The 12,380-nt window shown below is 48.9% G+C and carries 10 protein-coding genes and 1 pseudogene; 6 read left to right on the top strand and 5 right to left on the bottom strand.

Annotation, left to right across the window (positions count from 1 at the left end; translation table 11 throughout):
* Both speB and K5X84_RS02950 read right to left on the bottom strand, forming a co-directional pair.
* Complete coding sequence (gene speB, locus K5X84_RS02945; protein WP_034818139.1) at positions 1-927, bottom strand: agmatinase; 927 nt, start codon at positions 925-927, stop codon at positions 1-3.
* 18 nt (positions 928-945) lie between these two features.
* Complete coding sequence (locus K5X84_RS02950) at positions 946-1,980, bottom strand: 6-phosphofructokinase (RefSeq protein WP_222236629.1); 1,035 nt, start codon at positions 1,978-1,980, stop codon at positions 946-948.
* Between the two features lie 71 nt (positions 1,981-2,051).
* On the opposite strand from K5X84_RS02950, the gene K5X84_RS02955 reads away from it, so the two are divergent.
* A complete protein-coding gene (locus tag K5X84_RS02955; RefSeq protein ID WP_222236630.1) occupies positions 2,052-3,122 on the top strand; it encodes an Ldh family oxidoreductase in 1,071 nt (356 codons plus the stop codon).
* On the opposite strand, the pseudogene pdxH reads toward K5X84_RS02955, so the two are convergent.
* From pdxH to K5X84_RS02970, 3 genes and pseudogenes are all read right to left on the bottom strand, one after another.
* Positions 3,103-3,740 (bottom strand): annotated as a pseudogene (pdxH, locus tag K5X84_RS02960) (pyridoxamine 5'-phosphate oxidase). The gene K5X84_RS02955 and the pseudogene pdxH sit on opposite strands and share 20 nt — an antisense overlap.
* Before the next feature lie 58 nt (positions 3,741-3,798).
* Positions 3,799-5,346, bottom strand: coding sequence for a response regulator (locus K5X84_RS02965; protein WP_222236631.1), 1,548 nt, complete (start codon positions 5,344-5,346; stop codon positions 3,799-3,801).
* A 15-nt stretch (positions 5,347-5,361) separates the two neighbouring features.
* Positions 5,362-7,014 (bottom strand): amidohydrolase, encoded by a 1,653-nt coding sequence (locus K5X84_RS02970; RefSeq protein ID WP_222236632.1) that lies wholly within the window; start codon positions 7,012-7,014, stop codon positions 5,362-5,364.
* 201 nt (positions 7,015-7,215) lie between these two features.
* On the opposite strand from K5X84_RS02970, the gene K5X84_RS02975 reads away from it, so the two are divergent.
* The 5 genes from K5X84_RS02975 (at position 7,216) to K5X84_RS02995 (ending at position 12,320) form a co-directional block, all read left to right on the top strand.
* Positions 7,216-7,839 (top strand): LuxR C-terminal-related transcriptional regulator, encoded by a 624-nt coding sequence (locus tag K5X84_RS02975; protein ID WP_054490632.1) that lies wholly within the window; start codon positions 7,216-7,218, stop codon positions 7,837-7,839.
* Between the two features lie 10 nt (positions 7,840-7,849).
* Complete coding sequence (locus K5X84_RS02980) at positions 7,850-8,377, top strand: DUF1285 domain-containing protein (RefSeq protein WP_222236633.1); 528 nt, start codon at positions 7,850-7,852, stop codon at positions 8,375-8,377.
* A gap of 21 nt (positions 8,378-8,398) precedes the next feature.
* The gene (locus tag K5X84_RS02985; protein ID WP_054490638.1) at positions 8,399-9,841 is read left to right on the top strand and encodes a sigma-54 dependent transcriptional regulator; all 1,443 of its coding nucleotides are present in this window, start codon (positions 8,399-8,401) and stop codon (positions 9,839-9,841) included.
* A gap of 117 nt (positions 9,842-9,958) precedes the next feature.
* Positions 9,959-10,966, top strand: coding sequence for a sensor histidine kinase (locus K5X84_RS02990; protein ID WP_222236634.1), 1,008 nt, complete (start codon positions 9,959-9,961; stop codon positions 10,964-10,966).
* Entirely contained in the window at positions 10,959-12,320 is a 1,362-nt protein-coding gene (locus tag K5X84_RS02995; protein ID WP_222236635.1) for a sigma-54-dependent transcriptional regulator, read from the top strand. The genes K5X84_RS02990 and K5X84_RS02995 overlap by 8 nt, the downstream gene beginning before the upstream one ends.
* Positions 12,321-12,380 lie beyond the last annotated feature (60 nt).

The raw sequence follows: 12,380 nt of genomic DNA on the forward strand, positions 1-12,380 counted from the left end.
TCAGGCTCCCGACTGTTGTAAAACGAGTAATAATTCGCGCACAATTTTAGCGGCGAACACGTCGGAGTTACCGGTTGGGTCTATTTGTGGTGACAATTCAACCACGTCAGCACCCACCAGATTTTTCTGGCGCAGGAGTTTCATCAGGCTGACAAAGGAATGGAAATCTTCACCGCCCGGCTCCGGAGTTCCTGTGCCAGGTAAAAAAGAAGGATCGAAATAATCGAGATCCAGCGTCAGGTAAACTGGACGGTCTTTAGCAATAGCTTCCACACTGTCGAGAAAGTCTTTACGCGAACTGCGAATGGTTTTGTGTTCTTTCATCCATTGGTACTCGTCGCGTGTCCCGGAGCGAATGCCGTATTGAATGAGCTCATGGCCGGGACCAAAGTGATCGACTGAACGACGAATAATAGATGCATGCGAATAATGGTAGCCGAGGAAGCCATCGCGTAAATCAGCGTGAGCATCCAGATGCAGCAACACCATATCGGGGTATTGTCGCAAGTACTTCACAATAGGCGCATAAGAAATAGAATGCTCACCGCCTAAGGTCAGCAGTTTAATTTTTTGCTGAGCCAGGTCGACGGAATCAAATATCGCGTTAAAGTCGTGAACCGCGTGATGCCATTGCTTTTCTTCATCGTCATCGAAGCCCAGACGCAGGTTGCCTAAGTCGTAGAAGCTTTGATCTTCTAAGTCGGCGTCAAGGTACGGCGAGTAAGATTCAATGTCCTCAGAAACCGCGCGTAAACCGTCGGGCCCTTCTCGGGTGCCTTTACGAAAGCAGGCGGTACCATCAAAACCAAACCCAAGAATATGGGTATGTCCCGGATGTAAGTCGGTGCTGTGCTCGGCGCCGAAAAACGGGCGGCTCGGGTCATTTAATGGTACGGGTAGTGGCACCGTTAGTGGCGTTAGGGGCATTGTCGTTGCAGACCTCTCTTACTTTGTCGATTTGCTGCGATCTTTTTTGATCGGATTAAACAGACTTTGTTGAATATTAATTAACTCTTCGCTCAATTTTTTACGTTGAGTCCAAGTGTCAGCGAACGGTGTTTCGCTGAGTTCGTTCGCGGTAACACCAGCCATAACGCCAGTTTTCTGTTGCTGGGCTAACTCAACAGCGTGCACACCCAGACGAGTACCTAAAATACGATCCATTGCCGTAGGGCGTCCGCCGCGTTGAACGTGGCCGAGTAAACACGGACGACAGGGTAAGTTAAGACGATCTTCTAGCTGTTCCGCAAGTCGAACTGCACCACCAGGCCATTGATTTTCACATAACACCATAACGTAGCTGGAGTCTCCGCGTACGCGCTGTACTGACTCAATGTGCTTAACCAAAGCCGCTACGGTTAAGGGTTTATCTTTTTGTAGCTCGGGCAGAATCATTCGCTCGGCACCACTTGCCATAGCGCTGCTAATACCAATATAACCGGCATTGCGGCCCATAACCTCAACGATGAATACGCGATCCATGGCCTCGGCGGTATCCCGAATTTTGTCCAGCGCATCCATGGCTGTTTCTACTGCCGTGTCATAGCCAATAGTGTTATCCGTGCCAAAGAGATCATTATCGATGGTGCCGGGTATGCCTATAATAGGACCTTCCCAAAAGTTGGCTAAATGTTCAGCGCCGCGAAATGAACCGTCGCCGCCAATAACGATAAAGGCGTCAATTTGGTGTGCGTCTAAATTTGTTGCTGCTTCGCGCGCACCTTCCTCGGTTCTGAAACGCTCACTGCGGGCACTTTTAATAATAGTGCCCGAATACTGCAATATGTGTTCAACGTCTTTGCGATCTAACTTTACAAAGTCGTTATTTAAGAGTCCTTCATAGCCATGACGAAAGCCCATGACCTCGATACCATAGTTCTCCGCGGCCAGAACAACGGCTCGGATAGCGGCATTCATGCCCGGGGCATCGCCACCACTGGTTATAACGGCAATGCGGTTTATTGTGTTAGCTGATGACACAATCTCTACTCCTTGATAATGTCGTATGCGTAGCTTAAACGACCTGCAGGCCGTGACCAAGAGGAAATTTCATGAGCACTGATGTTGTACGTTTTGATTATTCAGAATTATCGGACTGGGCGCGAACTTGTCTGACCGAGGCGGGGGCTTCGGGGGAGGTCGCGCGCAATGTAAGTTATTACCTGTTGGAAGGTGATTTACTGGGTTTTAGTACCCATGGTTTAATTCGCCTGTTGAACAATTGCCAATGGCTGCGTGATGGCAAGAGCCTGGCAAAAGGGCAGCCTGTGGTATTAAGTGAGCGTGCTGCGGCTGCGAACTGGGACGCCCAATTTTTACCGGGTCCCTACGTGGTACCGCAGGCTATTGATGCCGCCTGCAAAATGGCGCAACAAGCCGGTACCGGAACCGTGGTTGTAAGACGCAGTCAGCATGTAGCCTCATTAGCCGCTTATTTGACTATAGCGACTGAGCAGGGGTTGGTCGTCAGCTTGATGTGCTCAACGCCCGGACAACGTGCTGTGGCACCTTTTGGTGGTAAAGAAGCGGTATTTTCTCCCAACCCTTTTGCGGTGGGCGTGCCCAGCTCCGGCAATCCACTGCTATTTGATATCAGCTTCTCTATGACTGCCGCGGGGAAAGTGCGTCAGGCAAAAGCCAACGGCACGAAGTTGCCATACAAAGCATTGATTAAACCCGATGGCGAATGGACCGACGACCCGTTAACGTTTTTCGACTCGCCGGGTAGCGCGATAGCGCCGCTGGGTGGAGAACAGCTCGGCTATAAAGGTTATGGTCTGACACTGTTCAGCGAAATTTGGTCCATGGCGTTAAGTCAGTATGGTCGCCGGCAGGGTGCTGATGACGGTGACGCGAACTCGGTATGGATACAAGTGATTGATCCGGAAGCTTTTGGGGATAAACAGGCGTTTTTACAGCAGGTTGATGATTTGTTGGAAGACAGCCGAAAAAGTGCGGCAGCCGATCCGCAACAACCGGTGCGTATTCCCGGAGAAGCCGCTCAGCAACGCAAACGTGAGCAATTGCAGCAGGGTGTTTACTACAGCCGCGCAACGTTAAAAGTGCTGCAACGCTGCGCTGAGTTTTGTGGGGTTGAATTACCTAAGGCTGTAAGCGGGTAATACGCCAGTGAGCGCCATCTTTGCTGTACAGGTAGCGGTCATGCAAACGATGCTGGCCGCCTTGCCAGAACTCAAATTGCTGAGGCTCGATGCAATAACCCCCCAGTGTTCAGGGCGTGGCACTTCGGTATTCTCATATTCACGCAGTAGCGACTTATAGTGGCTTTCCAGTACATCGCGGCTTTCTACCGGGCGACTTTGCTGCGAAGCAAGGGCGGCTACCTGACTTTCTTTGGGACGAGAATGGAAGTAGCGGTCGTTATCTTCACTATCCAGCGGGATAGCGCTGCCGGTAATGCTAATTTGTCGTTCCAGCGGAAGCCAGGCAAAGTGCAGGTTAACCTGCGAGTTAGTGCTTATATCCTGGCCTTTTTGACTGTTTTTATTGGTGTAAAAACGGAAGCCTTTATGGTCATAGCCTTTCAATAAAACAATACGCTGGCTTGGTACACGTTCATTATTAACCGTTGCCACTGTCATCGCGGTAGGATCGCTCAATAAGCCGCTGTCTATGGCTTGTTGCATCCAGAGTTCAAATTGTTTGATCGGGTCTGAATTCAACTGCTCCCGGTGCAAACTGCCTAAACCGTACTCTCTGCGCATTGCTTGTAAATCCATGACCGCTCCTTATGGACTTGGGGAAGGCCCCGTTTTCAGTTTCCAGTCGCTTATTATATTACTTCTTATCCAGGTAACGCTGTCGTATTTTTTCCATCGCATCCAGATTGTCCAGCATAAGCCCGACCAGCTCAGGGTCGAAGAACCTGCCGCTGTGTTGCAACAGATAATCGGCAGCGTCTTTAGATTCTTTGGCGTCACGATAATTGCGCTGTGTGCGCAGTGCATCAAAATGGCTGCTGATGGTCATTATACGGGCATTAAGGTCAATGTCTTTGCCTGACTTCTGACTTGGAAAACCCGAACCATTCCAGCGTTCATGAATATCCTGCGCAATAGCAGCCGCGATTTTCGCCACAGCGGTATCAGTTTGACGTAAGTAATCATGACCCTGAATTACTTTCTGCATAATTTCTTCGTAGTCGTGAATACTTAAGACATCGGCACGCTGAGCGAGCTCCATTTGTACCGATACTTTACCTATATCGTAGACTGATGCAGCTTGTTTTAAAGCTTCCGCCTGTTCGTGCGTTGCGCCGGCAAAAATGGCCAGTTGCCCGGCCATTTCGGCTGATCGTTTAACATGATGGCTGATTTCATCGATGGAGTGCTTTTCAATAGCCTCTCCAACGCAATAAAGCAATTCACGCTGAGCTTCTCGTTCGTTCTCAGTGGCCTGCAGGTTATCAATAGCAATGGAGCTATTATTCACAAAAAGGCCCAGCAAGTTTTGATCAAGCTCAGATAAGTCACGGACACCGCGAATGAAGAGCAAATACTGGCGTGAGCTGCTGGTTTTATAAAGGCCGTAGTAATTATTGTCTACTATCCGGAAGTCGACATTTTGCGAACTTTGTTGCATTGGGCGAACGATATTCCAGTCAATTTCACTTTTTATCGGTTGTCCTGCCGCACCTTCGTATTCTCCGGTGCCACCAATAATTTCAAAGGGTTCACTGGTATTCGAGCTGGCGGTTAACGCGTCAATTCGGCAGTACATAGCGTCGTCAGACAAGGTGATTAGGGCAACAAGCTGTTCCAGTATCCCCTGACACAAGCCGTGCATTGAGCGGGCCGAAAACACCTCTGCCGATGCGTTAATGACTTTTTCTAAGCCCCGTTTGTTGCGTTCAATAGCTTTTAAGTCTCGGTAAGCGCGAAGGCACGAGTACATAAGAGTCACTAACTTGCGATAAGTCAGCTCGGTCTTTTCCTTATAGTCATCAATGTCATAACGCGCTATGACGTCCTCTTCTGGTGCCTGACCAGGTTGCCCGGTACGCAGAACAATGCGGATTAACCGGTTTTTCCGGGTTTCTCTCACCCATTGCGCGACATCTAAGCCCGCGTGGTCAGTTTCCATAACCACATCCAGCAGCATCATGGCGATGTCGGTGTTTTCCTGCAAAAACGCAATGGCGTCTTTTCCCGAGTAAACCGAATGGAACTCCAGTGGACGCCCATCAAGCTTAAATTCACCCAGTGCCATTTTGGTGATGGTATGAATTTCCTCATCGTCATCGACAATCAACACATGATAAGGCTCGCAAACCTCTTCAACGGCCACATCGGGCTCGTCCTCAGAAAACAGAAAGTCATCGTTCATGATGCTGCTACTCCATTAGTAAACGCGTTCGCCTGCAACATAGGTCTGTTCAACTTGAGTCTGCCAAATTTGGCTGGCATCAACGGCAAAAGGGTCCTGCTCCAGTACAATAAAGTCAGCCCATTTACCGGGTTCAAGCGAACCGAGTGACTTTTCCTGCCAGGCACTGTAAGCGGCATCAATGGTAAATGAACGCAAAGCCTGTTCAAGGCTCATTTTCTCTTCGGCGTACCAGCCACCCGAAGGCATATTATCGCGGTCCTGACGAGTAACGGCTGCGTGCAGCCCGTAGAAAGGGTTCGCTAATTCAACCGGAAAGTCAGATCCTGCGGCGATAACGGTACCCTCATCCAGCAATGTTTGCCATGCATAGGCTCCGGCCATACGTTCAGAACCCAGACGATCTTCCGCCATATTTTTGTCGCTGGTAGCGTGGGTCGGTTGCATCGAAGCAATCAGATTAAGCTCGGTAAAACGTTTCAGGTCATCCGGGTGCACAATTTGTGCGTGTTCAATGCGGTTACGTAAATTGCGGCCACCCAGTTCATCATAGACTTCGGCCAGATTATCCAGAACGACACGGTTAGCACGGTCGCCAATGGCGTGGGTATTTATCTGAAAACCGTGTGGGATGATCAGTTTATAGAGATCCTGAATCTTCTCTTCTGAAGTTACCATTAGCCCGTGGTTGTCATGGTCATCGCTGTAAGGCTCAATCAGTGCTGCTCCGCGGCTTCCAAGCGCACCGTCGGCATATATTTTAACGCTGCGAATAGCCAGTTTCTGGTCCCGGGTTTCGTAAGGCCCTTCAGCCAGAAGTTGAGCGAGCTTCGGCTCGGTCGCTGCAATCATGCCGTAAACCCGAAGCGGCATACGACCTTGGTTATGCAAACCTTTGTAAATGGAAATTTCGTCAGAATTAATGCCTGCGTCGTGGACGCTGGTAATGCCAAGTTTAACCAGGTGCTGAAAAGCCAACTCATATGCGGCCCGTTGCTGTTGAAGCGAAGGTTCGGGAATAATGTCTTCAACCAGCTGCATTGCATTATCGACCAGAACACCGGTGGGGTTACCCTGTTCGTCACGGATAATTTCGCCACCTTCAGGAGAGACGGTATTTTTATCAATACCCGCGCGGCGCAGCGCTTCGCTGTTTGCCCAGCCTGCGTGGGCGTCGACGCGCATCAGCCAGACGGGACGGTCACTGACAACTTCATCAAGATTTGCTGCACTCGGGAAGACTTTTTTCTTCCATTGTTCCTGGTTCCAGCCGCGGCCGGTAATCCATTCTATTTCCTGCTGCTCTTTAGCGTAGCTGCGAACCTTTTGGACTGCGTCAGAAACAGATTCAGTGTCGCGCAAATCAACCTGCAGAAGACTGTTGCCCAAACTTTGGATATGGCCGTGGGCGTCAGTTAACCCCGGGAGTACGGTTTTGCCATTCATGTCGACCGTACTGTCTGTATCAGCAAAGCGTTGGGCGAGAGTCTCGCCGCCTATCGCCTGAACCTTTCCGTTTTCCACCAGCATGGTAGAGAACTGCTGTAATACCGCATTTTCTCCGGCAGGGCTGGTCAGGGTGTAACCCTTCATGTTGGTATATAAGGTGTCGGCGATGGCTGAAGCTGATAAGCCCAGGCTTATAACTAAGCAGGTAATGCGTCGCATTGTAATTTAACTCCGTGGCAAATAATTTAGACAACACTATAGCGTTTTTACTGTACAACCGCCTAGGTGTTGCCGGAAGTTTTTGTTAACTAAGTTAACATGACATTCGGGAAGCTGTTAGATAACCGTAAAAAACTTGCTGTCTGTTATAATTTAGGTATGCTAAAAGTTAATTGAATAGGCATTATTTTGGATTTCAGGATGAAAGTTCTAATTATTGATCCGCAGTTTTTTATGCGTGCTGGTCTTATACAAATTCTTACCAACTATGCGAATCAACCCTCAATCTATGAGGCTGATTCGTTCGAGATTGCGGAAAGTTATTTAGCAGCTGATGATTACGATCTGATTTTTTTAGAGATGGATTTGCCGGATGCCGAAATCCGTCCCGCTCTGCAACGTTTAAAGAAAGTTGCGCCGCGCACGCACATCGTCTTGTTTACGCGCCCACGGTCTATCTCCGAAGTACGCCAAGTACTGGCGGCAGGGGTTCGTAGCTATTTGCCGAAAGACAGTTCAGCTGAGCAGGCTAAGCTGGCTATTCGCGCCTTGCTAAATGGTGATCGTCATATTCCTGATGACCCGCATCTGAATGAACCTCGTGATAAGTCCAGCGGCGCTGAAAGTTTCCTGTCTCCACGGCAATTAGAGATTATGCAATTATTGGCGCAGGGCTTATCGAATAAAGAGATAGCCAATATTCTGGGTATTACCGAAGGCACCATTCGTGTGCACTTATCAGCAATATTTAAGGCCATAAAAGTATCAAACCGTACAGAAGCAACGCTTTGGTATTTATTGAGACAGAAGAAGTTAGTCGACTAAGCTTTGATTTATGTCACTGAACCGTTTGATCTCTGAACTGGAAAAACATCAACACGCGCCAACCGAATTGTGGGATCCGCCTTATTGTGGCGAGATTCCGATTCACATTGCCGCTAATGGTGATTGGTTTTATCAGGGGAGTCAGATAAAGCGTGAGGCGCTGGTTAAGCTGTTTGCCTCGGTCCTGGTGGTAGAGGAAGGCGACTATTTTTTAGTTACACCTGCTGAAAAAGTTAAAATTACTGTTGAAGATACGCCTTTTGTTGTCGTCGACTGGGAACAAAGGGAAGAAGATGGTGAGCAATTATTGCTGTTAACCACCAATATCGGTGATACTCTGGTATTAAGTTCTGAACATCCGCTCACAATGAAAGAGGGCATCCCTTATATTGTGATGCAAAGAGGATTGACAGCAAGAGTACATCGCAATGTATTCTATCAGTGGGTTTCACACGCAGAGTCACGAACTGTCGATGGGCAGGAGCAGTGGTATCTCTCGAGTGCGGGTGAAACGTTTGTGTTAGGAAATGTGAAATAGGACGTTGCGGTAAACTCGTCTATGACAAAAACAAGAACAGTCTACCTGGTTGAACAGCAACCAGAGCGTCGTCAGCATTTTGAAACGGTATTAACCTTTATTGGTGAAACCGTTGAAGTCATATCTCCTTCGGACACTCTTAAACTCTCTGCAACCGATGCTCTGTGTGTCATTGCCGGCAATGGTATTGATAACCTGATGGAGCTGGCCGGCGATTCGCCACACCTTCCTTTTATTTGTGCGAACACGCAACAGCATCAGGCGCTACAAAAAGCCAATGTCATTGGTCCTTTGGAGGACTCTTTTGACTACGCCAGTTTGTCCAATATGCTGCATTACTGTCAGGCGTATCATCAGCAAATGCCAATTAAGCCCGCAAGAACGCGGCATCCCGGCAGTGGTAAACTGGAGCAGACCTTAATTGGTAATGGCCGCACCATGAAACATGTGCGGCAGTTAATCGAGCAAGTGGCGGTTACCGACGCCAACGTTCTTGTTCTGGGAGAGTCCGGAACCGGTAAAGAAGTTGTCGCCCGCGGTATCCATGATTTATCAGAACGCAACAAGGGGCCTTTTGTGCCTGTGAACTGCGGTGCCATTCCCGGAGACTTATTAGAAAGTGAATTGTTCGGCCATGAGAAAGGGGCATTTACCGGGGCAATAGGCGCGCGCAAAGGGCGTTTTGAACTGGCTCAGGGGGGAACCCTCTTTCTGGATGAAATTGGTGATATGCCAATGCCAATGCAGGTAAAGCTGCTACGGGTTTTACAGGAACGCACTTTTGAGCGCGTAGGTGGCAGTAAAAGTATTGTTGCCGACGTACGAGTTGTTGCAGCAACCCACCGTGAGCTGGAGCAGATGATCATTGACGGTAAATTCCGCGAGGACTTGTATTACCGTTTGAACGTTTTCCCGATTGAGATGCCTGCATTGAGAGAGCGTCAGGAAGATGTACCACTGTTATTACAGGAGCTGACCCAGCGTTTTAAAAAGGAGCGTGGTGTGGGCGTGCGCTTTACGGAAAGGGCACTGGAGTCGCTTTCTTATCATCGTTGGCCGGGTAACGTGCGCGAACTAACGAACCTGATTGAGCGCTTGACCATTATGCACCCTGACAGTCTGGTGGATGTTCCTGACTTGCCGCCGAAATATCAGCATGTTGAGCACAGTGCTCCCAGCCCCGACTACCCGGAAGAAATGCTGGAGCGTGAAGCGCTTAGTGCCATTTTCAACGAGTCGGACGATGACAGCGATGATGCGCAAGTCGGACCCGCTAATGACAGCTCTGAATTACCGGACGATGGCGTTAATTTAAAAGACATGCTGACAGAAATAGAAACCGGAATGATTGCTCAGGCACTGGAAAAGTCGGACTGGGTGGTGGCTAAGGCCGCGGAGTTACTTAGCATGCGGCGCACGACTCTGGTTGAGAAGATGAAAAAGTACGGAATCCAGAAAGACTAAAGGTAAGTGTCAGTCTTTTGACAACAAATAATAACCCAACCGATTGAAAAATATAGAAATCATACTGGCATCTATTTTGCATTAACCTCTCCATAGTCGTTAATTGGAGATGTCAGTATGGCCACTTATCATCAAATTATTGATGCCATGCCAAATGCCGTAATTTTACTGGACAGTCATGGGCTTGTGGATTATTGCAATGACAACGCAACGGGGCTTTTGGGTCATCCGTTGAAAGGTTACCTCTGGCGCGAGTTAGTCAGCGAGCTGTTTGCTCCGAAAGCGGATGACTGGCACGAAGTGTCTCTGCGTAACGGGCGCCGGGTCAGGCTGGATACCTCGGTGGTTAATGAAAAACCAGGGCAGCTTATTGTCTTAACGGACTTAACTGAAACCCGTAGCCTGCAAAACCGCATTAGTCATCTGCAGCGTTTATCCTCCATGGGAAAGATGGTTGCGTCTCTGGCACATCAAATAAGAACGCCTCTTTCTGCCGCGATTCTTTACGCGCAGAACCTTAAACAGGGCACGATTTCCCCGGTGAAGCAGCAGCGCTTTTCTGCAAAACTGCTTTCCCGATTGCATTCATTAGAGCAGCAGGTCAATGACATGTTGTTGTTTGCTAAAAGTGGTGAGCAACCCATGTTGGATGATCTCAGCACTCACAGCCTGATTGAGCAAGTTCTTGCCAATACCGAAAACTATGCTGAGCAGCACCAGGTAAAAATTAATTGCATTGATTCAGCTTCCGGAGCTGTGTTGCGGGCAAATCAAACCGCATTAGTCGGGGCGATACAAAATCTGATTAACAACGCTGTTGATGCCAGCCAGCCGGGACAAGAGGTCTTAGTGAAGACCGATGCCGATAATGACAGTTGGCGAGTTTCCGTTATTGATGCGGGCTGCGGCATTCCTGAAGAAAGACTGGACAATATCTTCACCCCATTTTTTACAGAAAAGTCCAACGGTACCGGTTTAGGACTGGCGGTTGTGCAAACGGTAGTTAAGGCACATAACGGGAGTATTGACTGGGAAAGCCAGCCAGCTAAAGGCAGTCGTTTCACCTTGTCTTTGCCGGTGCACCAGTGGTCAGAGAACCGACTGAACGAGGTGTGTTATGGCTGAGCGACAAGTACTGGTTGTTGAAGACGATGTTTCTTTGCGTGAGGCAATTATCGATACTTTGGAGCTGGCGGACTGCCAGTGTCTGGAAGCTGCAAATGGTGAAGAGGCTCTGTTAATACTGAAAAAAGAGCCGGTAGCTTTAGTGATTAGTGACGTTCAAATGCCGGGTATTGATGGTTTGCAACTATTACGCAGCATGAACAACCAACAGTATGACATTCCGGTTATTATGATGACCGCCTTTGCTAAGGTGGATGATGCTGTTGTAGCGATGCGCGAAGGGGCTGTCGACTACCTGACGAAGCCTTTTTCAATAGAAAAACTGCAGACTTTGGTACAAAGGTATTTGCCGGACGGTGCCATTAACGACATTGAACCGGTTGCCGAGGAAGAGTCGAGCCAGGCTGTTCTGAATATGGCCCGCAAGGTAGCTGCCAGCGAAGCCAGCGTAATGGTTACCGGGCCCAGTGGTACGGGTAAAGAAGTGTTGGCGCGTTATATTCATCAGCACTCTGAGCGTGCGAATGGCCCCTTTGTCGCGATTAACTGTGCAGCCATACCCGAGAACATGCTTGAGTCGATGTTATTTGGCTATGAAAAAGGAGCTTTTACTGGTGCGAATCAGTCGTCTCCCGGTAAGTTTGAGCTCGCTCAGGGTGGTACCTTGTTGCTGGACGAAGTCACCGAAATGGCTATGCATTTGCAGGCAAAACTATTACGGGTTATTCAGGAACGTCAGGTAGAGCGGTTGGGCTCACGTAAAACCATTCAACTCGACGTCCGTTTAATTGCGACCTCTAACCGTGACCTTCAACAAGCGGTGCGTGAGGGACAGTTGCGCGAAGACCTCATGTATCGGCTGAACGTGTTCCCGTTGCACTGGAAGTCTTTGTGCGAACGCCCTGCGGATATTGTGCCTTTAGCTGAAAACTTATTGCAGCGACACAAGCAGCGTTCCGGTATTAAAACACCTGTCATTTTTTCGGCAGCTGCTATAAAGCAATTACAGTCGTATTCCTGGCCGGGTAATGTTCGTGAACTGGAAAATGTCGTACAACGTGCGCTGGTTCTGCATCGTGGTGATGAAATTCAGCCCGATGATTTAATGCTGGAACTTAATGATATCGCTGAACCGGCGAGTGTGTTTCCGGAGCAAGTGAGCGCGTCTGATGATAAATCGGAAAATCTGGATGAGTCGCTTTTTCATCAGGAATACCAAATTATCAAAGAAGCTCTGCAACGCCATCAGGGTAAACGACAACCTGTTGCGGATGAATTGGGAATTAGTCCGCGGACGCTGCGTTACAAACTGGCGAAGATTCGTGAGCAGGGACTTACCCTGACAGGCTCTTAAAGGCGACTTAAAATACTCCTGCCTACACTATTAGCCCTGTATCTCAGGGCTTTTCTTTAC

Origin of the sequence: Idiomarina abyssalis (assembly GCF_019797805.1) — a bacterium.
GTDB lineage: Bacteria > Pseudomonadota > Gammaproteobacteria > Enterobacterales > Alteromonadaceae > Idiomarina > Idiomarina abyssalis.

Excerpts from the sequence above, each read along its gene's own strand:
- K5X84_RS02985 (WP_054490638.1), top strand. The coding sequence starts at position 8,399 with ATGACAAAAACAAGAACAGTCTACCTGGTTGAACAGCAACCAGAGCGT.
- K5X84_RS02975 (WP_054490632.1), top strand. The coding sequence starts at position 7,216 with ATGAAAGTTCTAATTATTGATCCGCAGTTTTTTATGCGTGCTGGTCTT.
- K5X84_RS02990 (WP_222236634.1), top strand. The coding sequence starts at position 9,959 with ATGGCCACTTATCATCAAATTATTGATGCCATGCCAAATGCCGTAATT.
- K5X84_RS02955 (WP_222236630.1), top strand. The coding sequence starts at position 2,052 with ATGAGCACTGATGTTGTACGTTTTGATTATTCAGAATTATCGGACTGG.
- K5X84_RS02965 (WP_222236631.1), bottom strand. The coding sequence starts at position 5,346 with ATGAACGATGACTTTCTGTTTTCTGAGGACGAGCCCGATGTGGCCGTT.
- K5X84_RS02980 (WP_222236633.1), top strand. The coding sequence starts at position 7,850 with ATGTCACTGAACCGTTTGATCTCTGAACTGGAAAAACATCAACACGCG.
- K5X84_RS02995 (WP_222236635.1), top strand. The coding sequence starts at position 10,959 with ATGGCTGAGCGACAAGTACTGGTTGTTGAAGACGATGTTTCTTTGCGT.
- speB (WP_034818139.1), bottom strand. The coding sequence starts at position 927 with ATGCCCCTAACGCCACTAACGGTGCCACTACCCGTACCATTAAATGAC.
- K5X84_RS02970 (WP_222236632.1), bottom strand. The coding sequence starts at position 7,014 with ATGCGACGCATTACCTGCTTAGTTATAAGCCTGGGCTTATCAGCTTCA.